This is a genomic window from Microbacterium sp. 01T413_2, assembly GCF_056398985.1.
The window spans coordinates 104,123-124,848 of sequence record NZ_JBFTQL010000019.1; the positions used below are offsets into that span (position 1 = coordinate 104,123).

Below are 20,726 nucleotides of genomic sequence, written 5' to 3' on the forward strand. Positions count from 1 at the left end.
TGTCGTGACCTCGACCTCCGCCACCGAGCGCCCGGCCGGTTCGTCCGGCCGGGCGGCCCGGTCCGATCGATCGCGTCCTGCCTCTTCCGGCGCCGGGCGCCGCCGCACCACGTTCCGCGCCCGCCACGCGTTCACGATCCTCGCGTTCCTCGCCCCCGCGACCGTCTTCGTGTGCTGGTTCACCTACCTGCCGATGCTGCAGGGCGCGCGTATGGCGTTCCTCGACTACAACCTCTGGGATCTCACCTCGACGCCGTTCGTCGGCTTCGACAACTTCGTCAAGGTGCTCTCGGATCCGGTCTTCCCGACCGTCGCGGGCAACACGGTGCTGTGGGTGGTCGGATCCCTCGTCCCGCAGTTCGTGATCGGCTTCCTCATCGCGCTGGCGCTGCGCCAGCGGTTCCGCTTCCGCGGCGTCTACCAGGCGCTCGTCTTCTTCCCATGGGCCGTCTCCGGATTCCTCATCGGGATGCTGTTCCGCTGGATGTTCAACGCCGAGTTCGGCGTGATCAACGACCTGCTCATGAAGGCGCACGTCATCTCGGCGCCCCTGCCCTGGCTCGCGGATCCGAAGCTCGCGATGTTCGCGGTGATCGTCGCCAACATCTGGTACGGCGTGACCTTCTTCGCGATCATGATCCTCGCCGCCCTCCAGTCCGTGCCGGACGAGGTGCTCGAGGCGGCGAGCCTGGACGGCGCGGGCAAGGTCCGTCAGCTCTTCTCCATCGTGATCCCGTACATCTCCACGACACTGTTCCTCACGGTGCTGCTGCGCGTGATCTGGATCTTCAACTTCCCCGACATCATCTGGGCGATGACGGGCGGAGGACCGGCGAACCGGACCCACATCATCACGACCTGGATGATCAACTTCACGCAGCAGGGCAACTACGGCACGGCGAGCGCGCTCGGTCTCATCGTCGTCGCGGTGCTCTTCGTGTTCTGCGCGTTCTATCTCTTCGCGATGCGGAAGGCCAGCCGATGACCGCGACCATGACCCTCACGACCGGCCGCGCGGGCTCCTCGCGCCCCGTGCGCTCCTCCCGCTCCCGGATCACCGCGGGCGGCGTCGTCAAGGTGGTGGGGCTCGCCCTCTGGCTGCTGATCACGCTGTTCCCGCTSTACTGGATCGTGCTGACGTCGTTCAAATCGCCGCAGACCGTGAACCGGTTCCCGATCGAGTACTGGCCCTCCGARCCSTCGGTGCAGAACTACGCSAAGYTGTTCTCSGACGCSAACTTCGGRGTATTCCTCGCGAACTCGGCGGTCGTCGCGCTCATCGCGGGAGCGACATCGACGCTCATCGCGCTGCTCAGCTCGTACGTGATCTCGCGGTTCGAGTTCCGCGGCAAGGGCGCGGTGCTCATCGCGTTCCTGCTGACCCAGATGATCCCCGCGTTCATCGCGCTCGGCCCGCTCTACACGATGATGACCGATCTGGGACTGGTGGACAGCAAGCCCGGGCTGATCCTGGTCTACATCGCCGTGTGCATCCCGTTCTCCACGGTGATGCTGCGCGGCTTCTTCGAGAACGTGCCGGATGCGCTCGAGGAGTCCGCGATGATCGACGGCTGCTCACGGCTCGGCGCGCTGTTCCGGATCCTGGTGCCGGTCATGACGCCCGGCATCATCGCCGCGTTCATCTTCAACTTCGTGAACTGCTGGAACGAGTTGTTCCTGTCGGTGGTGCTCATGCAGTCCGAGGAGAACCGCACGATCCCAGCCGCGCTGAACAGCTTCATCTCGACGTTCAACGTGGACTGGGGCTCGATGTCGGCGGCCGCGGTGCTCACGATCCTGCCGACGATGGTGCTCTTCGCCGTCGCCAGCCGCTGGATCGTGGCGGGACTCACCGCAGGATCCRTCAAGGAGTAGCAGATGCGAAAGGGCCCCCTCCGATTCGACCGGAGGGGGCCCTTTCGCGCCTGCTCAGACTCTGGCCGTCTCGGGCGAGGCGGGGTGAGCGGAAGCCGGAGCCGGGTGCGCGGAAGCCGGAGCGGGATGAGCGGATCCGATGCCCGGGTGTGCGGGCACCGGCCACGAGGGCGCACCGGACGGAACGGGCGGGGTCGGCGCGGGGTGTGCGGGCGGAGTCGTCTCGACGGCGACCGTGGGCGCGGGCTCACCCGCGAAAGCGGTCACAGCGACCGCGGGCGCGGTCGCACCCGCGAAAGTGGGCGCGGCGGGTGCCGGCTCCGTCTCGCTCGCGGACGTCCGACCCGAGTCGGCCGGGTTGGTCGTCTCGGCCTCGTGCGCGTCGGCGAAGGCGCGATGCTGCGCCTCCTCCGCGATGATGGCGGCGCGATCGCGGTAGCCCCTCGACGTGACGCGGTCGAGCTCGACCTGCTTCGCGATCGCCTCGGCCTTCTCGTAGAGCGACGGGTCGCCCCAGCTGGTCAGCACCTTCACGATGACCGGCAGCAGCTCGATCATGAAGAACAGGGCGGCGATCAGCCAGTGCGCGAAGCCCAGCACGGGCTCCTTCGCGGAGAGCCGGTCCAGCGCCGAGATCTGGCTGAGCAGGCCCACCGCACCGGCGTTCGTGCCGGCCACGGATGCCGCCCGTGCGTTGTACGCGTCGAGTGCGGTCTTGTACGCCTGCTCGGCGGCGGGGATCTGATCCTTCGCCTGCTGACGGTTCTGCGTCTCGGAGGCCGAGGTCGCCGACTTCGACGAGCTGTCCGCCGACTCCAGGTCGGTGTTGGCCTGGCGCAACTGCGCGGCGAGCGCGTCGTAGGTCTRCTGGGCCTGATCGAGCTGCGACTTCGCCGCGTCCGAACTCGCGCCGTCGCCCTGCACGCCGGTGCAGCCGGGCACCGTTCCGGCGCCCTGCCCGGTCAGCTCGCACTGGTACAGCGCACGGGCCTGGTCGATGACCTTCTGCTGGTCGGTCATCTGGCCGGTGATCTTGGTGACGGTGTCCTGGGCGGCCTTCTGCGAGGCGGAGTCGCTGGACGTGCCCTTCACGATGCCGGTCGAGGCCTGGTTCTGCAGGTCGGCGAGGCGGGTCGAGGCGGCGTCGAGCGCCTTCTTCTCGGGACCRCTGGTCACGGCCTTCTGGTCGGACTGCGCCTGCACCAGGTTGGTCGCGGTGACCTCGCGGGCGATGTCGTTGTGGAACGCCTGCAGCACGATCGGTTCGGCGACGACGAACCCGATGATCGCGGCCATCAGCACACGCGGGATCGCGAGCCCGAGCAGGCGCCAGAAGTTGCGCGTGGAGCGCATGGTCGAGGTGAGGAAGCGGTCGAGATTGAAGATCAGCAGTGCCCAGACGATTGCGAGCGGCACCGCCAGCCAGACCAGCACCTGCACGCCCGTGGTGAGGGCGAACAGCATCGACAGCGCGGAGACCAGCGCGGTGCCCGCGAGCACGAAGAACATCTGCACGAAGCGCGGCTGCTCGCTGGGCACGCGGTCGAGGATCGTGCCGTCGGCGCCGCCGAGGATCGCGAGGCGACGCCAGAACCAGCCCTGCGGACGGGGCTCGCGCGGCGGCTTCGGAGGCCTGGAGGCGGCCGGTGCGGGCGCCGCGATGACGGGGGCGGGCTCGACGACGGCCGCCGGCTCCGGCTCCACAGCCGGCGCGGCGGCCGTGGGGAACAGGTCCTCGATCCGCGGCGCGGGCTCGGGGAGTGTCTCCGGCCCGGCAGCGCGCGGGGTCACGACGGGCTCGATCGGGGCGGTCACGGCCTCCGCGGCGGGATCGGATCCGGTCGGCGTGTAGTCCCGCACGAAGATGAACGGGTCCTCAGCGGTCGGGTCGGAAGGGTTCGAGGGGTCGGTCTGTCCGTCGACGTCGAAGGCGATCCGGCCCTGGGAATCCATGCGGCCAGGGCGGTGGGCGGAATAGGACATCCCTCAACCGTACGAAAACCCGCCTGGGCAACCGATGGGCGAAGCCTGTACGCACGCCGGGCAGAGCGTTGGCGCCGGCTATGGAGGACTCCCCCCGCACACCGAGCCGTCACCGTCACCGCGCGCTCCAGCCGCCGTCCATCGTGTACGAGGCGCCGGTGACCGAGCCCGCCATCGGACCGCACAGCCATCGAGCCAGATCCGCGACCTCGTCGGGCTCGAGCAGGCGCTTGATCGCCGACTCGACGAGCATGACCTTCTCGATCACGTCGGCCTCGGGGATGCCGTGCGTGCGGGCCTGATCCGCGATCTGCTTCTGCACGAGGGGCGTGTTCACATACCCGGGGTTGATGCAGTTGCTCGTGACACCGTGCGGGCCACCCTCGAGCGCGGTCACCTTGGAGAGCCCCTCCAGCGCGTGCTTGGCGGTCACGTATGCCGACTTGTACTCGCTCGCCCGCAGCCCGTGCACGGAGCCGATGTTGACGATCCGCCCCCACCCGCGGGCGTACATGCCCGGGAGCACCGCCCGGATGAGCAGGAACGGCGCGGTGACCATGATGTCGAGCATCCGGCGGAACATCAGCGGGTCGAAGTCGACGATGGGCGCGACGGTCTGCAGCCCGGCGTTGTTCACGAGGATGTCCGCGCCGAAGCTGCGCTCCGCGAGCGCATCGAGGTCGCCGAGGTCGATCCCAAGAGCCTCGCCGGCGATCTCGGCGGCCACTGCGGCGGCCGCCTCGGCGTCGCGGTCGAGCACGAGCACGTGCGCGCCGTCGCGTGCGAGCGCCCGGGCGCACGCCGCACCGATGCCGCTCCCCGCGCCGGTGACGAGGGCGGTGCGCCCCCGGAGGTCGGTGTCGGGGCCTGGGGATCGCTGCGCTGCCATGCTTGCACGGTAGTTCACTGTCGCGCACGGCGGAAGTGACCCGGCTATGCAAAACTGCACAGATGGACGCGCACTTCCCCGCACCGCCGCTCAGCGCGGACGACCTCCTGGTGCTGCTCGCCGTGGCGCGCAGCGGCCGGTTCACCGCCGCCGGCCAGCAGCTCGGGCTGAACCACACCACGGTCGCGCGCCGCATCGCCGCGCTCGAGGCGCAGCTGGGCGGACGCGTGCTCTCGCGCGAGGGAGCCGGGTGGGAGCTGACTCCGCTCGGATCGCGCGCCCTGGCCGCGGCCGAGGGCGTGGAGCGGGCTCTCGGCCGGCTGGACGGCGGAGACGGCACACGGATCGGCGGCCTGATCCGCCTCTCCGCGACGGACGGTTTCAGCGGGTTCGTGGCCGCTCCCGCCATGGCCGCGCTGCGGCGGGCGCACCCCGACGTGCAGCTGGAGCTCATCACCGGCACCCGTCAGGCCTCGCACCAGCGCACCGGCGCCGACCTGGAGGTCGTGGTCGGTCGCCCGCAGGTGCGGCGGGCGCGCGCGATCCACCTGGCCGACTACGCGCTCGGCTTGTACGCGAGCCGCGACTGGCTGCGCGAGCATCCGGAACCGAGGGATCCGGATGAGCTCGCCGGACAGCCGCTCGTCTACTTCATCGAGTCGATGCTGCACGTCGACTCCCTCGACGACGCGCGACGGGCGGTGCCGGGCATGCTCGACGCCGTCGCGAGCACGAACGTGTACGTGCACGTCGACGCCACCCGTGGTGGTGCCGGATTCGGCCTGCTGCCGGCGTTCCTCGCCGATCAGCACGAGGATCTGGTGCGCGTGCTGCCCGAGGAGATCGACGAACGTCTCCCCTACTGGCTCATCGCCCGTCCGGAGGCGTTGAACCAGCCCGCGATCGCGGCATTCCTGGAGATGCTGCAGGCACGCCTCGCCGAGGTGCGTCCGCAGCTCCTCGGCGAGCGGTAGCTGCGACGCCTGCGGGCGAGCCGCAGGGCGAGCCGCAGGGCGAGCCCCGGATCCAGCCGGCGAGCGTGCGCCGCCGCCTCCGCGGTGGCACGCTGGTGACCGTGAAGACCCTGCTGCTGGCGCGCCACGCGAAGTCCGACTGGGACATGGCGGGCCTGCGCGATCACGACCGGCCGTTGAACACGCGCGGGCGCCGCGATGCTCCGGCGATGGCACAGCGCCTTGTCGATGAGGGCGTCGGCGTGCGGCGGATCGTCTCGAGCACGGCGACCCGCGCGCGCAGCACCGCCGACGTGTACGCGGCGGCGTTCGGACTCTCCGTAGCCGAGGATCCTGCCCTCTACGCGGCCTCGGCCCGCGCGATCCTGGGGGTCGCGGCCGCCCTTCCCGCCGACGTCGACGTCGCGATGCTGGTGGGGCACAACCCCGGGATGGCGGACGCGGTGGCGGAGCTCACCGGCTCATACGTCGAGTTCCCGACCTGCGCGGTCGCCGCGTGCGCCGTCGACGTCGAATCCTGGTCGGAGCTGATCGAAGGATCCGGACGACTGCTGCGGCTGCGCACCCCGCACGACTGAGCTTCCGAACCGGTCGCTCAGGCCATCGCGGCGGCGGCGGCCTCGTCCTCGGTCGTGGCGACGAGCTGGCCGCAGGCCCCGTCGATCTCCTTGCCGCGGGTGTCGCGGAGGGTCGTCGGGATGCCGGCGTCGTTGAGGCGGCGGACGAACTCGTCCTGCACATCCTTCTCCGACGCGGTCCAGATGGATCCGGGGGTCGGGTTCAGCGGGATCGGGTTGACGTGCACCCAGCCGCGCCCGCGGGCGTTGAGCTTCTCCGCGAGCAGGTCGGCGCGCCAGGCGTGATCGTTCATGTCCTTGATCAGCGCGTACTCGATCGACACACGGCGACCGGTCTTCGCGTAATAGTCGTACGCGGCGTCGAGCGCCTCATCGACCTTCCACCGCGAGTTGACCGGGATCAGCTCGTCACGCAGCTTGTCGTCCGGCGCGTGCAGCGAGAGCGCGAACGTGACCGGGATGTGCTCGTCGGCGAGCTTCTTGATCGCGGGAACCAGCCCGACCGTCGACACCGTGATGCCGCGCGCGCTCATGCCGAGCCCCTCCGGCTGCGGGGCGACCATGACGCGCACCGCATCCATCACGCGCTTGTAGTTGGCGAGCGGCTCACCCATCCCCATGAACACGATGTTCGAGACGCGCTCCATGGAGTGGTCGTCGGCCTTCTTGCCGCCGAGGCCACCCTCGGCGATGAGCCGGTTGGCGCGCACGATCTGCTCGACGATCTCGGCCGTCGACATGTTGCGCGTGAGCCCGGCCTGGCCGGTGGCGCAGAACGGGCAGTTCATTCCGCAGCCCGCCTGCGAAGACACGCACAGCGTGATGCGGCCCGGGTAGCGCATGAGCACCGACTCGACGAGCGCACCGTCGTGCAGACGCCACAGGAACTTGATGGTGTCGCCGCGGTCGGTCTCGAGCCGCCGCACCTCGGTGAGCAGCGGCGGCAGCATCCCGGCCACGAGCTCGTCGCGCTGGCCTGAGGGCAGATCCGTCATGTGCGCCGGGTCCGAGGTGTAGTGCGTGAAGTAATGCGTGGCGAGCTGCTTCGCGCGGAATCCGGGCAGGCCCAGCTCCTTGACCTTCTCCACGCGCTCGGTGGGCGTGAGGTCGGCGAGGTGCACGGGCGGCTTGCCCCGCTTCGGGCTGGCGAACTGCAGCAGCGGGCGCCCCTCGGCGTCCTTCTTCTGCGTCCAGCCTTCGGTGGCGGGGCGCACCTGGGCGGCACGCTTCGCGGGCGCGCCGGGGCGGGCGGACGCAGGAGTCTCGGACATGACTTCAAGGGTAGGGCCTGCAAGGTGCGAAGGCGCTGGGCGCGGTCCGGCGGATCCGCCCGTACGCTGACGGAATGGACCTCTGGATCTGGATCCTCCTCGCCGTCGCGATCGTCATCCTGTTCGTCGCCATCGCCGTGACGCTGCGGGCGATCCGGCCGAAGGCCCCGGAGCCGCTCGGCACGGCCTTCGCCGCGCCGTCATCCGCCGCACCGGCCGCGGTCCCGACGTCCCGCGGACCGCGCCCGGCGACATCGGATCCACTGACCCCCGACGTCATCGCCGAGATCGACGGGCTGGTCGCCGCCGAGCAGAAGATCTCGGCGATCAAGGTGCTGCGCGAGCACTCCGGCCTCTCGCTGCGCGAGGCGAAGGATCAGATCGACGCCTGGGTGCCCTCGACTCCTGGCACGAGGGACGCGACGCCTGTCTCCCTCGCACATTCCGGCCCACGTCCCGCTGGAGCGCCGTCCTATGCCGGCGGGCTGTCCGTCGCCGACGCCGTCGCTCACCTCTCCCCCGAGGTACGGGCGGAGGTCGGCCGTCTCATCACCGCAGATCAGAAGATCGCCGCGATCAAGCTGCTTCGCGAGGCGACCGGGCTCGGCCTCAAGGACTCGAAGGACGCCGTCGAGTCCTGGCGCTGACCAGGGAGCGCTGCTCCTCGAGGCAGGACGCGGGTCAGTGCCGCCCGGTGATCACGTCTGCGAGGTGCGCGACGGGCGAGGTGTCGGGGCGCCCGGCCAGCTCGGCCCGATCGGCCATGCCGTACGCCGCGTAGAGGCCTTTCGTCGCGATCCACCGCAGCGGTTCGGGCTCCCAGCGCCGCACCCGGTGGTTCACCCAGGGCAGACCGGTGATCTCGGTCTCGTTCCCGAGGATGAGATCGGTGATCGTGCGCCCCGCGAGGTTCGTCGAGGTCACGCCGGTGCCGACATAGCCGCCACCCCAGGCGATCCCGGTGCTGCGGTCGAGACCGACCGTCGCCGACCAGTCACGGGGGACGCCCAGCACGCCGGACCACGCATGATCGATCCTGGCGTGAGCCGTCGCGGGGAAGAACCGGTGCAGGATCTCGGTGAGCGTGCGCACGGTCGACATCGGGGTGCGCCCGTCGGTGTCGGTCCTCGAGCCGTACTTGTAGGGCACGCCGCGTCCGCCGATCGCGATCCGATCGTCCGCCGTGCGCTGCGCGTACATGTAGACGTGCGCGAGATCGCCCAGCACCTCGCCCTCGCTCCAGTGCAGTTCGTCCCACACCTCCCGCGACAGCGGTTCCGTGGCGATGAGCGACGAATTCATCGGCAGCCACAGCCGGTGCAGTCCCTTCAGGTTCGCGGTGAACCCCTCGGTCGCGCGCACGATGCATTCGGCGGAGACCGTGCCGTGATCGGTGCGCAGCCGGTGCGGGGCGATCTCGGCGACCGTGGTGCGCTCGTAGATCTCGACGCCGAGTCGTTCGACCGCCGCAGCCAGCCCCGCCACAAGCTTGGCGGGCTGGATCCGTGCCGCATGCGGATGCCAGACCGCAGCCCTGGTACCGCGCACATTGATCTTGGCGGTCGCCTCGGCCGCCTCGAGCAGGGCGAGGTCGGTGTGCGCCCAGGTCTGCTCGGCGGCGGCGAAGGCCCTGAGGCGCCCCTCCTGTGCGGCTGTGTACGCGACGCCGAACTCGCCGCCCTTCTTGATGTCGGCGTCGATGCCCTCGGCCGCGGCGACCGTGATCACCTCGTCGACGGTGTCGTTCATCGCCCGCTGGAAGCGCGTGGCGGCGTCGCGTCCGTGCGTGCGCACGTACTGCTCGCGCCCGCCGGTCACCGAGTTGGTGAGCCAACCTCCGTTTCGGCCGGACGCACCGTAGCCCGCATGTCGCTGCTCGATGACCGCGATCCGCAGCGCGGGCTGCGCTCTCTTCAGGTAGTAGGCCGTCCACAGCCCCGTGTATCCGGCGCCGACGATGGCGACGTCGACGCTGAGGTCGCCGGGCAGCTCGGGCCGCGGCGCCGGGGTACCGAGCTGCTGCCACCAGTGCGAGACGTTGCCGTTGATCGGCGGGGCCGCCGCGACCATGTTGCTCCTCTTCCGTCAGCCGGGGATGCGCGCCGTCGCGGATCCCCGTGCGCGTCGGGTTCGCGCGGGCTGTCGGAATGCATCGAATCACACTTCTGCGGCGCGTGCCGGTCGGCTCGCGCCTGCGCGCCGACCCTCGTGGCTGCAGCGCACTTGTCGTGCGCCAGCCTCGGCGCGGCTGGGCCGCTGCTGACCGGTTGCACGGCGAGCCGGACGGGTGCGGCCGGTGTTCTCAGGCCCGCCGACGGATCACGATCTTGTTCTGGTCCGACGGGTCCTGACGGTCGAACCAGACGTCGACCTCCTCGCCGTTCACCAGCGGATCGCGCACATGGATGGTCGCGGGTTTCGTGACCCAGCGCTGCACACCGGATCCATCGCGGAAGGTGTAGGTCACGGCGGTGATGACCTGGCTCGCCTCATCGAAGTCCGTGTAACCCTGATTCGTCACCGAGCCGGTGACGGGCGACGTGGTGCGCATCAGTTCCTCCGCGGCATCGAGTCGACGCGCCCTGCCCGCGCGTGCCATCGTCGCCAGCACCAGCAGCACGCCGGCGGTGGCGGCGAGACTGACGGCGACGAGGTCGAAGACCGGCTCTTGCAGCCACCTCGGTGGCAGCGCGACGACGGCGTGGCCCGCGGTCGCGCCGAGCACCGCGACACCGATCCCGGCCAGCCAGCCGGGGAGGCGCGGATTGCGCGAAGCCGCAATGCTCCACGCTCCGAGCGCGATCAGGAGCACGAAGGACGAGCCGATCGCCGCGATGATCGCGGGAACGTCCTGATCCGCCGCGTCATCGGAGAAGCCGGTGGCCGCGCCCCGCGTCAGTCCCCATGCCAGGACGCCGCCGGCGCCCAACAGGAACAGTCCCGGCATGAGAAGGCTCGCTGCGGTGGTCGGTCGCAGGGGTCGCTCTCGCCGCGCGGCGTCAGGATCGATGGTGCTCATGCCACGATCCCACCACAACGCGGCTCTCATCCGCTCAGCGTTCTTCGCGTGCGATGGCGCGTGGTCACCGCTCCATGCAGGGAGGTCTCAGGAGGCACCCCCTCTCGCGTGGTATACCATTTCTATGCCCTCGGCCCTTCGCCCTCCCGACACTGCTCGCTCATGGAGCGCAGCCCCACGCCGCACGCGCGTCGTCGGCGCACTCGCCGGGCTCGGGGTGGCGGCAATGCTGGCTGGTTGCACAGCGAGCGCGACGGATGCGGCCGGCGTCCCGACCGTCACCACGACCCCGCCGTCCACCGCCGGCGCCCCCTCCTCCCCTGCACCGAGAACCGAGGCCGAGATGACCGCTCTGAACTCCCTCCTGTTCGAGGCCGCGACCTCTGGAGACGCCGACGGCGTGCGCGCCGCGATCACCGAGGGCGCCGACCTCGAGGCCCGTGGATCCGGCGGCATGACCGCATTGATCGCCGCCACGAAGGGCAACCGGATCGACGCGGCCCTCGCGCTCATCGACGCCGGCGCCCACGTGAACGCCAAGGACGACATCGTCGACTCGGCCTACCTCTACGCGGGGGCGCGCGGCCAGAACGAGATCCTCCAGGCGACGCTCGCGCACGGCGCCGACCTGCGCAGCACCAACCGCTACGGCGGCACGGCCCTGATCCCCGCGTCCGAGCGCGGCCACCTCAGCACCGTGAAGATCCTGCTCGCCGCGGGCGTGGATCCGAACCACATCAACAACTTGCACTGGACCGCGCTGCATGAGGCGATCGTGCTCGGCGACGGCTCGAAGACCTACGTCGACATCGTGCGCACCCTCATCGCGGGCGGCGCCGACGTCACCATCCGCGATGGAGACGGCGTGCTGCCCCGCGACCTCGCGGTGACGCGGGGCTATCGCGACATCGTGGCCGCGATCGACAAGGCCTGAGCGCGACCCCGCCGGATCCGAGCCCTTCGACGGGCTCAGGGACGGGACCCAGCGGGGACCGGGCCCGGCCGGGACCAGCCCCGACCCGGACTCCGGATCAGTCCAGGAAGATGTCCGGGAACAGCTGGTCGTCGGGGGTGCCGGGCACGGCCGCGTACCCGGAGAAGTCGGTGACCCCGGCGGCCTCGAGCACGTCCTCGACGATGAGCGTCTGCCCGGTGTACTCGCGGGCCGGTTGGACGAGCACGGCGTAGGCGGCGTCGGCGTACACCTCGGGCGTGCGGCTGACCTTCATCATGCGGTCGCCGCCGAGCGCGAACTGCACCGCGGCGGTCGCGATCGTGGTGCGGGGCCAGAGCGTGTTGGCGGCGATGCCGTCCTTCGCGAACTCGGCCGCGAGCCCGAGCGTCGCCATCGTCATGCCGTACTTCGCGAGCGTGTAGCCGGTGTGCGCACCGAGCCAGCGCGGGGTGATGTTCAGGGGCGGCGAGAGCGACAGGATGTGCGGGTTCGGGGCGTCCTTCAGCACGGGGACCGCGGCGCGCGACAGCATGAACGTCCCGCGCACGTTGACGTCCTGCATGAGGTCGTACTTCTTCGCCGCGAGGTCAAGGGATCCGGACAGGTCGATCACGCTCGCGTTGTTGACGACGATGTCGATGCCGCCGAACTCGCCCTGCGTCTTCATGACCGCGTCGATCACGCTCTCGTCGTCGCGCACGTCGCCGACGATCGGGAGCGCCTGCCCGCCGGCAGCGCGGATCTGCTCCGCCGCGGAGTGCACGGTGCCCTCGAGCTTCGGGTGCGGGGTGTCGGTCTTCGCGAGCAGCGCGATGTTGGCGCCGTCGGCCGCCGCGCGCAGGGCGATCGCGAGGCCGATGCCGCGGCTGCCGCCGGACATCAGGATGGTCTTGCCGGCCAGGGGCTTGTTCTCGGTCATGGGGTCCTCGGTTCGTGGGGAGCGATGGAACTTCGTCGCTCAGGTCGAACTATCTGCGCGAAAGGCCCTCCCGGAAGAGCCGAAATCGCGACCTGAGCGTGGGGCGGGATCCGGATCCGCTTACTTCGGCGCCATCCGGATGGCCCCGTCGAGGCGGATGGTCTCGCCGTTCAGGTAGCCGTTCTCGACGATCTGCTGCACGAGCGAGGCGTACTCGTCGGGGCGGCCGAGGCGGGCGGGGTAGGGCACCTGCTCGCCGAGCGAGTCCTGCGCGGCCTGCGGCAGCCCCGCGAGCATCGGAGTCTCCATGATCCCGGGGGCGATCGTGCACACGCGGATCCCGTAGCGGGCGAGCTCGCGCGCGATCGGCAGGGTCATCGCATGCACGCCGCCCTTCGACGCCGAGTACGCAGGCTGGCCGATCTGCCCGTCGAATGCGGCGACGCTCGCCGTATTGACGATGACGCCGCGGTCCCCGTCGGCGGCGGGCTCGTTCTTCGCGATGACGGCCGAAGCCTGCGAGATGACGTTGAACGTGCCGACCAGGTTGATCCGGATGATCCGCTCGAACGCGGCGAGGTCGGCAGGGTTGCCGTCGCGGTCGAGCACCTTGGCGGGCGGGGCGATGCCGGCGCAGTTCACCACGATGCGCAGCGGCGCGGCGGCCTGCGCAGCGGCGACGGCCGCGGCGACCTCGTCGGGGTTCGTCACGTCGGCCGGGGCGAAGACGCCGCCCAGCTCCTGCGCGACCTCGGCACCCTTCGAGCTCGGCAAGTCGATGATCGTGACGGTCGCACCGGCCGCGGCGAGACGGCGCGCGGTGGCGAGGCCGAGCCCCGAGGCGCCGCCGGTGACAAGGGCTCCGGATCCTGCGATCTGCATGAGTGTTCTCCTTCGAACCTGCAACTGAGTGCCAGCTTACGTGAGTCTGAGTCTCACCCTGCACGTCATGCACGCACGTGCGGATCCGGGATCCGGCGGCGCCGACGGGCGGGATCGTCGTCGAAGCGAGCCTACGGCTCGCGCCGGCACCGTCACAGCGTGGGACCCCGTCTGAATGACGGGGTCCCACGAGCTCAGCGAACCGCGTGGCCGGACTCCGAGGATCCGGCGATGCGGTCGTCAGTGGTCGCGCAGCATGTGGATGAGTTCCTGCTTCTTCTTGCCCGAGTATCCGTGCAGGCCGAGCTCCTTCGCGCGGTGGCGCAGGTCGTCGACAGTCCAGTCGTCGTAGGAGCCGGATTCGCCGCCGCGACGGCCGACGGCGCTGCGTCCCTCCTTGGCAGCCGCGTTCGAGATCCGGGCCGCCTTCTGCTTCGAGTTCCCCTCGTCGCGCAGCTTCTCGTAGAGCTCCGGATCCTTGAGCTCGGGTTGACGGGGCATGTCGTCCTCCTTCGGTCATGATGCGGTCAGTCGTGGCGCCCACGCTACGAACGGGCCCGACGCCGGGACCACGGGGTTGACAAACGGCGCCCGCTCGTTGCCATGCTGCGCGCTCCCCGTCAAGCCACTGGTGCAGCGGTACTCGTGCAGCGACCCTGCCGTCATGGACGAATGCACCGATACAGGCGCCATCGCCGCGGGCCCGCTCGTCATCGTGCTCATGCTCGTGACAGGCCGCCGGCGGCTGATGGACGAGCATCGCAACGGCCCGACTCCCCGCATCCGGGGCTGGGCGACCGCCGCCATCATGTGCGTCGCCGGTGCGTTCGGCATCTGCGCCGTGGTGACGGGATCATGAGTCACTCAGGCACGACCCCGGCCGCGGAGCCATCGCAACAAGACGTCTCGAGGCGGTGGGAGCAGATCCTGCAGGAGCTTCGGGTCACGCAGACCGGYACCCAGATCATCTCCGGGTTCCTGCTCTCCGTCGCCTTTCAGCCGACTTTCGCGAAGCTCCCCGGGCACGCACGTGTCGTCTACCTCGTTCTCGTCGTCCTCGCCTGCCTCGCGACGCTGCTGGGGCTTCTGCCCGTCGTGCAGCATCGCAAGCGCTCGGAGCGCGACCCGGATCGGCGGCTGGTCGCGACCGGTACGCGGATCCTCATCGCCCTGCTGGTGCTCGTCACGCTGCTCGCCGTCGGCGTCGCGGTCTTCGTCTTCGATGTGGTGCTCGGCGCCGGTGCAGCGGTCATCGCGGGCGGCGTCGCCCTGGCGGCCGCCATCGTGATCTGGGCGCTCCCCGTGCATCGGCGCGCCGGAGGTGGTCCGCGCAGGCAGACCAGGGAGGACGAAGGCCGCGACGCCATTGTCAAGGCCCTCGCCGTGACGCCGGCGATCACCGACCCTGGGCCGAGACAGAGAGACGAAGAGATCAGCAGAAGGAGAGACCGATGAGCGAGATCGACGACGAGGGCCTGCTGCCCCCCAACGTGCATCATGCGCGGCCCGAGAAGCCCGAGCAGTCCGACGAGGACGCCGATCGTGAACGCGCCGCAGAGGGTGCCGAGGAGGACGGGATCCGGCGCGAGGCGGATCCGAACGAGGATGCGAGGCGGCACCCTCATGCGGCGAGCGCGAGGCGTCGCGGGCCGGAGGAATCGGACGACCCGTACGCGAAGCCCGGTGAGGATCCGTACGGAAAGGACGCCGCAGCGACGACGGACCGCCCGGAGAGCGACGACGTCCCCGGAAGGGTCGATGGCGAACCGGCCGACTGACGGTTTCGGCGGTTCAGCCTGCCGTCACTGGATCTGGCCGCTGTCGTCGATCTGCATCTCGTCGACCTGCGTCGGCTCTGGGATCATCCGGAGTCCTCCGGGAGTGTTCGCSAGCTGGCTGAGCGCTTCGATCCACAGCCTGTTCAACGGCGGGCGGCGGCCGCCGTGGTAGGTGAAGACCATGTTGCACGAGGGGTGGATCCACACCGAGGTGCGACCGTGTCCGATGCTCGGGTCGTCCTTCCAGGTGAAGTAGAACGGCTCTCCGCGGCGGAGCTTGTTGGCGATCACCATCTGCACGTGGGCGAGCGCGCGATCGTCGAGATCCGCGTGCGTCTGGCCCTCGTAACTGAATCTGCCCATCTCTTTCACAGCCTCCTTGCTTCTTTCCGCGCGTTTCCGCTCTGCACATCCCATCATGGCCGGTCCGGCGAGCGGCGGGGAGGCCCTCGACACGCGCCGGCCGAGGATGATACGTCGCCGGCGCCCCGACCGGAACCCCCGCGCGCCCACCGCGCACCGCGCTTACCGTGGCGGCATGCGGAGTCGCACGATCCGCGCCGTGGACGCGGTGGTCTCCGACGTCCGCTGCTGAAGAAGGAGGAGATCATGATTCCCGAGATCCACCTGCTGCCCGAGGTGCACCAGTGGTGGCCTCACCTGTCGGCACGGTCGAAGAAGAGGCTGGAGGAGCAGGACGACGGTGTCGTCCCGGAYGACGTCCGCGAGGAGATCGAGCGGATCGTCGGCGAGACCGTGGATCCGTCGGCTCGGCTCAGCGACGGCGACCGCACGTTCATCCGCACGCAGCAGGAGATGGTCGATTAGCGCTCGATGTCGCGTTGCTCCTCGACGTCGCGCTGCTGGGCCATGGCTTCGTGCCGCGCGGCATCACGCGCCTGCGAGGATCGTCGCGGGTAGTCGGGCCGATCGGGCTGCTCCTGCTGATCGGAGAACTCCCCTCCCTCGCGACCGCCGAACGGCCGCCCGTGGTCGGCGAACTCATCGCGCGTGAACACGAGTCGCCACGGGCCGAGGGTGAAACGCGCGCCGGTGCGGAGGACCTCGACGTCCCGGCGTTCCTCCTCGGCCGACTTCTCGACGTTCGCGCTCGTCTCCCCCGGCCCCCGCATCTCCAGCGCGTACTCGTCGTGGGAGTCGTGCCGGATGACGGCGTGCACGGGATCCGTGTCCGGAAGCCGCAGGCCGGCGTGCTGAGCCGAGCCGATGGTGACCCCGTCGTCCGGGATGTCGAACACGAACCTGTTCGTCGCCGAGGCGACCAGCAGTCGGGGGCGTCCGGCGCCCCAGTTCGCGTGGGTCGTGGTCTCGGAGTGCTCTTCCGTCTCGTTCATGACGTCGCTCCTTTCGTGGGTTCCGTCTCGAGGGTGCCGGCGCTCAGAGGTGGCGCCCGCCCGTGACGGGGATGATGCCGCCGGAGACGTAGGACGCGTCTTCGGAGGCGAGGAAGACATACGCACCCGCGAGTTCCGCCGGCTGGCCCGCCCGGCCGAGCGGGGTGTCCTCCCCGAAGGTCGGCAGCTTGTCCGGCCAGCCCGTCGCGGGGATCAGCGGCGTCCAGATCGGTCCCGGCGCCACGCCGTTGACCCTGATCCCGTGCGGCCCCTGCTCCTCGGCGAGCATCTGCACGAAGGCGACCAGTGCCGCCTTCGTCAACGCGTAGTCGAACAGCCCCGGCGACGGGTCGTAGCCCTGGATCGAGGTGGTCGCGATGATCGAAGACCCCGGCCGGAGATGCGGCAGCGCCGCCTGCGCGAGCCAGAACGGCGCGTACAGGTTGGTGTGCATGACCTTGTCGAACTCCTCCGTCGGGATCTCGTCGAGCTCCCCCCTGCTGCGCTGGTATCCGGCATTGAGCACGAGGATGTCGAGGCCGTCGAGGCTCTCCGCGGCATCCGCCACCAGATCCGCGCACACCTGCTCGTCGGTCAGATCCCCGGGAAGGAGCGCCGCCTCTCGGCCGGCCTTGCGGATCCACTCCGCGGTCTCCTCAGCGTCCGCCTGCTCCTCGGGCAGATAGCTGAGCGCGACATCCGCGCCTTCGCGAGCGAACGCGATGGCGACGGCCCGGCCGATCCCGGAATCGCCGCCGGTGATCAGAGCATGCCGGCCGGGCAGACGTCCGGAGCCGCGATAGCTCTCCTCCCCGTGATCGGGGCGGGGTTCCGTCTCCCCCAGCAGACCGGGCTGGTCGTTGCGCGGATCCGGCGGATCCGACAGGGGAGGGTACTTCGTGCGTGGGTCCCTCATGCTGTAGCTCATGTCCGGAACGGTAGACAGAGCGACGGGATACGCGGAGGGGGTTGACGTTCGCGCCTGCGGTGTCTACAGGTCACCCGTCCCCACCCTCCGGACGGATCCTGTACGTCTGCCGGGGGCGCGATGCGCGCCCCGTTGATAGACCTCCGTCGCGCGGGCTGTCAAGAGCAGTGACGTCGACCGAGGCAGGGCTCATCCTCGACCGTGGACGAAGGGGAGTGAGATGTCGATGATGACACCGACGCGCTTCGAGATGCGCCGACTCACGGAGAACGAATGGCTGATCCTGGACGACAGCTTCGACCGCACCGACGCGCGACACACGATCGCCTGTGTCAGCCGCGTCTCGGTCGACCAGGTCGAAGTGGTCTGGCTGCGACCCGTGACCACGAGGACCCGTTACGGCTCCGTCGCCGACGTGCTGGATGCCGTGCGGAGTGCCCCCTCGCAACGGCCGCTCACCGGCGGGCCGGTGTGAGACGGGGCTCCTGCCACCCCGAACCCCTCGCCGTCAAGCCCCTGTGCAGCAGCTCACGTCACTGCCTACGTTGGTTCAGCGGTCGCACCTGCGGCACGCGTGGAAGGAGTCCGTCATGAACATCCTCTTCGTCATCATCATCATCGTGGCCATCATCCTGGCCATCACGGGTGGTCTCGTGCAGTCCCTGAACTTCCTGCTCTGGGTCGGTCTGGTACTGCTCGTGCTCGCCGTGATCGCCTGGCTGCTCCGGTCCGTCACAGGCCGCCGGGCACCCTGATCAGTCGAACGCGGAGGCGCGGTAAGCCGCCATGGACGCCACACTCGACAAGAAAGCGCTGAATCACCTGCTCGGCCTGATCGACGAGGATCCGGAGCAGAAGGACTGAAGAGGGGGAGAGCTGCGACGCCGGCTCTCCCCCTCTTCAGGCGGGCAGGATGGTGGCATGAGCATCCCCGTCGACGACGTCGCAGTTCCGGATCGGGTGCGCGAACTGGCCGGATCCGCCTCCCTCACCCCGGTATGGGAGAACGGGATCGGCGGGCTCACGTTCCGCACCGATGACGAACGGTTCCTCAAGTGGGGCCCGCGACACCTGGAGGCGTCGATGCGCGCCGAAGCGGAGCGGTTGCGCTGGGCCAGTGCATGGGCGCTCGTGCCGCACGTCCGGGACCAGGGCGAGGACGGCACGCATGAATGGCTCGTGACCTCGGCGATCCCCGGCCGCAGCGCCGTGGATCCGTACTGGATCGAGCGTCCCGAGATCGCCGTGCGCGCGGTCGGATCGGCGCTGCGGCAATTGCACGACGCACTGCCCGTCGCCGAATGCCCGTGGAGCTGGAGCATCGAAGATCGCATCGCGAACGCCGCAGAGCGCGGGATCCTCGTGCCGGAGCACCTGCACGAGGGCCCGCCGATCGACCGGCTCGTCGTCTGCCACGGCGACGCGTGCGTGCCGAACACGCTGCTCGACGACGCCGGTCGGGGAATCGCGCACGTCGACCTCGCGGCCCTCGGCACCGCCGACCGCTGGGCCGACATCGCGGTCGCCTCGATGAGCACGGGGTGGAACTACGGCCCGGGATACGAGGACCTGCTCATCGAGGCGTACGGCGTGGATCCGGACCGCGAAAGGCTCGCGTACTACCGCGACCTGTGGGACGCGACCTGAGGCCTCCGCAGTGGAGGCCCTGGCAGGAGTCCTGGACGGCGGGATCCTGAGAGCACGCACCGACATCGGGGGGGCCATCATGAGCGGGACCAGGATGCGGGGCCGGATGCGCTCCGCCGGCACCCTCGCCGTGCTCGCGATCGCGTTGACGGCCTGTGCGCCGACGACCGCCTCGACCGAGCCCGCCGTCGCCGCGGCACCGACGTCCTCCTCGGCCCCCGGGCCGTCCGTTCTCGTCACTGGGCTGGCGGCGCCATGGTCGATCGTTCCGATCGGATCCGGGGCGCTCATCTCGCAGCGGGGCGACGGACGCGTGCTGCAGTGGACCCCGGCCGCGGGCTTGCACGAGGTCGGCACGGTTCCTGACGTGGTCTCCGGCGGCGAGTCGGGTCTGAACGGGCTCGCGATCCACGAGGACGGCAGCACGCGGTGGCTCTACGCGTATCACGCGACAGCCGCGGACAACCGGGTGGTGCGGCTGCGGCTCACCGGAGATGCGGGAACGCTGCGGTTCGATCCGGCGACAGCGGAAGTCGTGTTCGCCGGCATCCCCCGCGCCGGGAACCACGACGGCGGGCGGATCGCGTTCGGTCCGGACGGGATGCTCTACGTCGGAACGGGTGACGCCGGGCAGCGCGATCGCGCCCGCGACCGGGACTACCTCGGCGGCAAGATCCTGCGCCTCACGCCCGACGGGCGGCCGGCACCCGGCAACCCCTTCGGCACCGCGGTGTACAGCCTGGGGCATCGCAACGTGCAGGGGCTGGCGTGGGACAGCGCGGGCAYGCTGTGGGCGAGCGAGTTCGGCCAGGACACCTGGGACGAGCTGAACCGCATCAAGCCCGGCGGTGACTACGGCTGGCCCGACCACGAGGGCCGCGCCGGCGCCGCCGACGCAATCGACCCGGTCGTGACCTGGCGGCCGTCGGAGGCGAGCCCGAGCGGCATCGCGATCGTCGACGATGTCGTCTACGTCGCGGGTCTGCGCGGGGAGCGGCTCTGGACGCTCGACACGACATCGCCGGATCCGCAGCCGCAGGCCCTGTACGCCGGCGACTTCGGCCGCCTTCGAGATGTCGTGGCGGCCCCGAACGGCACCCTCTTGGTGCTCACGAACAACACCGACGGACGCGGCTCACCCCGCGACGGCGACGACCGCCTGCTGCAGGTGCCGGCGAAGCGGTGACCTGCGGGAGATCACCCCGCGCTGCGCCCCGCGTACTCCGCCTCGGTGACGTGCTCCTTCCAGACGGTGGTCGTGGCGGGATCGTCTCCGGCCTCGAGCATCGCAAGGTGCTCCATGAAGCAGTCCGCCGCGGCGCCATGCCAGTGGTCCTGGTCGGGCGGCGTGTAGAGCGTCTGCCCCGGACGCAGCTCGACGATGTTCCCTTCGCGATCGCCCACGAGGGCGACGCCGCTGGTCACCCGGAGATACTGCCCGCGGGCGTGCGAGTGCCATGCGGTGCGCGCACCCGGGGCGAAGCGCACCAGGGCGACCGTCATGCGCTGGTCTGCTTCGTGGGGCGCGGCGATGCGGTCCAGCCACACATCGCCGTGGAACTGCTCGGGCGGGTTCTTGACCGTCGCCGCGGCGGGTTCGATGTTCATCTCGGTATCCTTCGCTGTCTCTTTCGAGTCGTCCCCCTGAGCACGACCTATTGCTCGTGCTCAGG

Annotated in this window: 26 protein-coding genes; 14 read left to right on the forward strand and 12 right to left on the reverse strand. The window is 70.1% G+C overall.

Translation table 11 applies throughout. The annotated features are described in order from the left end of the window. Positions 1-4: 4 nt before the first annotated feature. On the forward strand, positions 5-985 hold the full coding sequence (locus AC1DMN_RS11535) for a carbohydrate ABC transporter permease (RefSeq protein WP_441976934.1): 981 nt from the start codon (positions 5-7) through the stop codon (positions 983-985). Next, on the forward strand, positions 982-1,875 hold the full coding sequence (locus tag AC1DMN_RS11540) for a carbohydrate ABC transporter permease (RefSeq protein ID WP_477384250.1): 894 nt from the start codon (positions 982-984) through the stop codon (positions 1,873-1,875). Before AC1DMN_RS11535 ends, AC1DMN_RS11540 begins: the two co-directional genes overlap by 4 nt. Before the next feature lie 54 nt (positions 1,876-1,929). Here AC1DMN_RS11540 and AC1DMN_RS11545 read toward each other — a convergent pair whose 3' ends face one another. Then, on the reverse strand, positions 1,930-3,858 hold the full coding sequence (locus AC1DMN_RS11545; RefSeq protein ID WP_477384252.1) for a DUF4407 domain-containing protein: 1,929 nt from the start codon (positions 3,856-3,858) through the stop codon (positions 1,930-1,932). Positions 3,859-3,973: 115 nt separating this feature from the next. Next, a complete protein-coding gene (locus AC1DMN_RS11550; RefSeq protein WP_477230279.1) occupies positions 3,974-4,747 on the reverse strand; it encodes a 3-hydroxybutyrate dehydrogenase in 774 nt (257 codons plus the stop codon). Between the two features lie 62 nt (positions 4,748-4,809). Here AC1DMN_RS11550 and AC1DMN_RS11555 point away from each other — a divergent pair, with 62 nt between their 5' ends. Further along, positions 4,810-5,721 (forward strand): LysR family transcriptional regulator, encoded by a 912-nt coding sequence (locus AC1DMN_RS11555; RefSeq protein WP_477230278.1) that lies wholly within the window; start codon positions 4,810-4,812, stop codon positions 5,719-5,721. Between the two features lie 65 nt (positions 5,722-5,786). After that, positions 5,787-6,299: a SixA phosphatase family protein gene (locus tag AC1DMN_RS11560; protein ID WP_477230277.1), complete on the forward strand. Its 513-nt coding sequence runs from the start codon at positions 5,787-5,789 to the stop codon at positions 6,297-6,299. A 17-nt stretch (positions 6,300-6,316) separates the two neighbouring features. Here AC1DMN_RS11560 and rlmN read toward each other — a convergent pair whose 3' ends face one another. Continuing rightward, positions 6,317-7,570 carry a dual-specificity RNA methyltransferase RlmN gene (gene rlmN / locus AC1DMN_RS11565; RefSeq protein ID WP_441978076.1) on the reverse strand — a complete coding sequence of 418 codons (1,254 nt, stop codon included), beginning with the start codon at positions 7,568-7,570 and terminating at the stop codon, positions 6,317-6,319. A 74-nt stretch (positions 7,571-7,644) separates the two neighbouring features. Between rlmN and AC1DMN_RS11570 the strand changes: the two genes are divergently transcribed. Beyond that, on the forward strand, positions 7,645-8,217 hold the full coding sequence (locus tag AC1DMN_RS11570) for a ribosomal protein L7/L12 (protein WP_441978075.1): 573 nt from the start codon (positions 7,645-7,647) through the stop codon (positions 8,215-8,217). Between the two features lie 34 nt (positions 8,218-8,251). Here AC1DMN_RS11570 and AC1DMN_RS11575 read toward each other — a convergent pair whose 3' ends face one another. Beyond that, positions 8,252-9,640, reverse strand: coding sequence for an NAD(P)/FAD-dependent oxidoreductase (locus AC1DMN_RS11575; RefSeq protein ID WP_477230276.1), 1,389 nt, complete (start codon positions 9,638-9,640; stop codon positions 8,252-8,254). 232 nt (positions 9,641-9,872) lie between these two features. After that, positions 9,873-10,589 carry a hypothetical protein gene (locus tag AC1DMN_RS11580; protein WP_477230275.1) on the reverse strand — a complete coding sequence of 239 codons (717 nt, stop codon included), beginning with the start codon at positions 10,587-10,589 and terminating at the stop codon, positions 9,873-9,875. 343 nt (positions 10,590-10,932) lie between these two features. Between AC1DMN_RS11580 and AC1DMN_RS11585 the strand changes: the two genes are divergently transcribed. Continuing rightward, entirely contained in the window at positions 10,933-11,523 is a 591-nt protein-coding gene (locus AC1DMN_RS11585) for an ankyrin repeat domain-containing protein (RefSeq protein ID WP_477230274.1), read from the forward strand. 97 nt (positions 11,524-11,620) lie between these two features. On the opposite strand, the gene AC1DMN_RS11590 is transcribed toward AC1DMN_RS11585, so the two are convergent. From AC1DMN_RS11590 to AC1DMN_RS11600, 3 genes are all read right to left on the reverse strand, one after another. Beyond that, positions 11,621-12,463, reverse strand: a complete 843-nt coding sequence (locus AC1DMN_RS11590; RefSeq protein WP_477230273.1) for an SDR family oxidoreductase — start codon at positions 12,461-12,463, stop codon at positions 11,621-11,623. A 120-nt stretch (positions 12,464-12,583) separates the two neighbouring features. Next, entirely contained in the window at positions 12,584-13,345 is a 762-nt protein-coding gene (locus tag AC1DMN_RS11595) for an SDR family NAD(P)-dependent oxidoreductase (RefSeq protein ID WP_477230272.1), read from the reverse strand. Between the two features lie 240 nt (positions 13,346-13,585). After that, entirely contained in the window at positions 13,586-13,846 is a 261-nt protein-coding gene (locus AC1DMN_RS11600; RefSeq protein ID WP_440734275.1) for a DUF7218 family protein, read from the reverse strand. A gap of 163 nt (positions 13,847-14,009) precedes the next feature. Here AC1DMN_RS11600 and AC1DMN_RS11605 point away from each other — a divergent pair, with 163 nt between their 5' ends. From AC1DMN_RS11605 to AC1DMN_RS11615, 3 genes are read left to right on the forward strand one after another with little or no spacing between them, the layout of a single operon-like run. Beyond that, the gene (locus tag AC1DMN_RS11605; protein ID WP_440734276.1) at positions 14,010-14,204 is read left to right on the forward strand and encodes a hypothetical protein; all 195 of its coding nucleotides are present in this window, start codon (positions 14,010-14,012) and stop codon (positions 14,202-14,204) included. Then, complete coding sequence (locus tag AC1DMN_RS11610; RefSeq protein ID WP_477230271.1) at positions 14,201-14,800, forward strand: DUF6328 family protein; 600 nt, start codon at positions 14,201-14,203, stop codon at positions 14,798-14,800. The genes AC1DMN_RS11605 and AC1DMN_RS11610 overlap by 4 nt, the downstream gene beginning before the upstream one ends. Further along, the gene (locus AC1DMN_RS11615) at positions 14,797-15,123 is read left to right on the forward strand and encodes a hypothetical protein (protein ID WP_477230270.1); all 327 of its coding nucleotides are present in this window, start codon (positions 14,797-14,799) and stop codon (positions 15,121-15,123) included. The genes AC1DMN_RS11610 and AC1DMN_RS11615 overlap by 4 nt, the downstream gene beginning before the upstream one ends. Positions 15,124-15,147: 24 nt before the next feature. Here the strand turns inward: AC1DMN_RS11615 and AC1DMN_RS11620 are convergent, their stop codons facing one another. Beyond that, positions 15,148-15,486: a DUF7882 family protein gene (locus AC1DMN_RS11620; protein WP_477230269.1), complete on the reverse strand. Its 339-nt coding sequence runs from the start codon at positions 15,484-15,486 to the stop codon at positions 15,148-15,150. Between the two features lie 246 nt (positions 15,487-15,732). Here AC1DMN_RS11620 and AC1DMN_RS11625 point away from each other — a divergent pair, with 246 nt between their 5' ends. Continuing rightward, a complete protein-coding gene (locus AC1DMN_RS11625; protein WP_440734279.1) occupies positions 15,733-15,951 on the forward strand; it encodes a hypothetical protein in 219 nt (72 codons plus the stop codon). Here the strand turns inward: AC1DMN_RS11625 and AC1DMN_RS11630 are convergent. Beyond that, on the reverse strand, positions 15,948-16,478 hold the full coding sequence (locus AC1DMN_RS11630; protein ID WP_441978067.1) for an FHA domain-containing protein: 531 nt from the start codon (positions 16,476-16,478) through the stop codon (positions 15,948-15,950). The two genes, AC1DMN_RS11625 and AC1DMN_RS11630, sit on opposite strands and share 4 nt — an antisense overlap. Positions 16,479-16,521: 43 nt before the next feature. Then, a complete protein-coding gene (locus AC1DMN_RS11635) occupies positions 16,522-17,406 on the reverse strand; it encodes an SDR family oxidoreductase (RefSeq protein WP_440734281.1) in 885 nt (294 codons plus the stop codon). Positions 17,407-17,626: 220 nt separating this feature from the next. On the opposite strand from AC1DMN_RS11635, the gene AC1DMN_RS11640 reads away from it, so the two are divergent. The 4 genes from AC1DMN_RS11640 to AC1DMN_RS11655 all read left to right on the forward strand — a co-directional run bounded on the left by AC1DMN_RS11640 (position 17,627) and on the right by AC1DMN_RS11655 (position 20,239). Beyond that, complete coding sequence (locus AC1DMN_RS11640) at positions 17,627-17,881, forward strand: hypothetical protein (RefSeq protein ID WP_440734282.1); 255 nt, start codon at positions 17,627-17,629, stop codon at positions 17,879-17,881. Positions 17,882-17,996: 115 nt separating this feature from the next. After that, positions 17,997-18,161 (forward strand): hypothetical protein, encoded by a 165-nt coding sequence (locus AC1DMN_RS11645; RefSeq protein ID WP_181158297.1) that lies wholly within the window; start codon positions 17,997-17,999, stop codon positions 18,159-18,161. A gap of 166 nt (positions 18,162-18,327) precedes the next feature. After that, a complete protein-coding gene (locus AC1DMN_RS11650) occupies positions 18,328-19,053 on the forward strand; it encodes a phosphotransferase (protein ID WP_441978066.1) in 726 nt (241 codons plus the stop codon). Positions 19,054-19,132: 79 nt separating this feature from the next. Then, positions 19,133-20,239, forward strand: coding sequence for a PQQ-dependent sugar dehydrogenase (locus AC1DMN_RS11655; protein ID WP_477384254.1), 1,107 nt, complete (start codon positions 19,133-19,135; stop codon positions 20,237-20,239). Positions 20,240-20,250: 11 nt separating this feature from the next. Here AC1DMN_RS11655 and AC1DMN_RS11660 read toward each other — a convergent pair whose 3' ends face one another. Then, positions 20,251-20,661, reverse strand: coding sequence for a (R)-mandelonitrile lyase (locus AC1DMN_RS11660; protein WP_440734285.1), 411 nt, complete (start codon positions 20,659-20,661; stop codon positions 20,251-20,253). Between the last annotated feature and the right edge of the window lie 65 nt (positions 20,662-20,726).

What these genes read in the sequence shown, in the direction of transcription:
- AC1DMN_RS11550 (WP_477230279.1), bottom strand. Translation starts at nt 4,747, where the DNA reads ATGGCAGCGCAGCGATCCCCAGGCCCCGACACCGACCTCCGGGGGCGC.
- AC1DMN_RS11555 (WP_477230278.1), top strand. Translation starts at nt 4,810, where the DNA reads ATGGACGCGCACTTCCCCGCACCGCCGCTCAGCGCGGACGACCTCCTG.
- rlmN (WP_441978076.1), bottom strand. Translation starts at nt 7,570, where the DNA reads ATGTCCGAGACTCCTGCGTCCGCCCGCCCCGGCGCGCCCGCGAAGCGT.
- AC1DMN_RS11570 (WP_441978075.1), top strand. Translation starts at nt 7,645, where the DNA reads ATGGACCTCTGGATCTGGATCCTCCTCGCCGTCGCGATCGTCATCCTG.
- AC1DMN_RS11575 (WP_477230276.1), bottom strand. Translation starts at nt 9,640, where the DNA reads ATGGTCGCGGCGGCCCCGCCGATCAACGGCAACGTCTCGCACTGGTGG.
- AC1DMN_RS11580 (WP_477230275.1), bottom strand. Translation starts at nt 10,589, where the DNA reads ATGAGCACCATCGATCCTGACGCCGCGCGGCGAGAGCGACCCCTGCGA.
- AC1DMN_RS11585 (WP_477230274.1), top strand. Translation starts at nt 10,933, where the DNA reads ATGACCGCTCTGAACTCCCTCCTGTTCGAGGCCGCGACCTCTGGAGAC.
- AC1DMN_RS11590 (WP_477230273.1), bottom strand. Translation starts at nt 12,463, where the DNA reads ATGACCGAGAACAAGCCCCTGGCCGGCAAGACCATCCTGATGTCCGGC.
- AC1DMN_RS11595 (WP_477230272.1), bottom strand. Translation starts at nt 13,345, where the DNA reads ATGCAGATCGCAGGATCCGGAGCCCTTGTCACCGGCGGCGCCTCGGGG.
- AC1DMN_RS11600 (WP_440734275.1), bottom strand. Translation starts at nt 13,846, where the DNA reads ATGCCCCGTCAACCCGAGCTCAAGGATCCGGAGCTCTACGAGAAGCTG.
- AC1DMN_RS11605 (WP_440734276.1), top strand. Translation starts at nt 14,010, where the DNA reads ATGGACGAATGCACCGATACAGGCGCCATCGCCGCGGGCCCGCTCGTC.
- AC1DMN_RS11615 (WP_477230270.1), top strand. Translation starts at nt 14,797, where the DNA reads ATGAGCGAGATCGACGACGAGGGCCTGCTGCCCCCCAACGTGCATCAT.
- AC1DMN_RS11630 (WP_441978067.1), bottom strand. Translation starts at nt 16,478, where the DNA reads ATGAACGAGACGGAAGAGCACTCCGAGACCACGACCCACGCGAACTGG.
- AC1DMN_RS11635 (WP_440734281.1), bottom strand. Translation starts at nt 17,406, where the DNA reads ATGAGCTACAGCATGAGGGACCCACGCACGAAGTACCCTCCCCTGTCG.
- AC1DMN_RS11640 (WP_440734282.1), top strand. Translation starts at nt 17,627, where the DNA reads ATGTCGATGATGACACCGACGCGCTTCGAGATGCGCCGACTCACGGAG.
- AC1DMN_RS11645 (WP_181158297.1), top strand. Translation starts at nt 17,997, where the DNA reads ATGAACATCCTCTTCGTCATCATCATCATCGTGGCCATCATCCTGGCC.
- AC1DMN_RS11650 (WP_441978066.1), top strand. Translation starts at nt 18,328, where the DNA reads ATGAGCATCCCCGTCGACGACGTCGCAGTTCCGGATCGGGTGCGCGAA.
- AC1DMN_RS11660 (WP_440734285.1), bottom strand. Translation starts at nt 20,661, where the DNA reads ATGAACATCGAACCCGCCGCGGCGACGGTCAAGAACCCGCCCGAGCAG.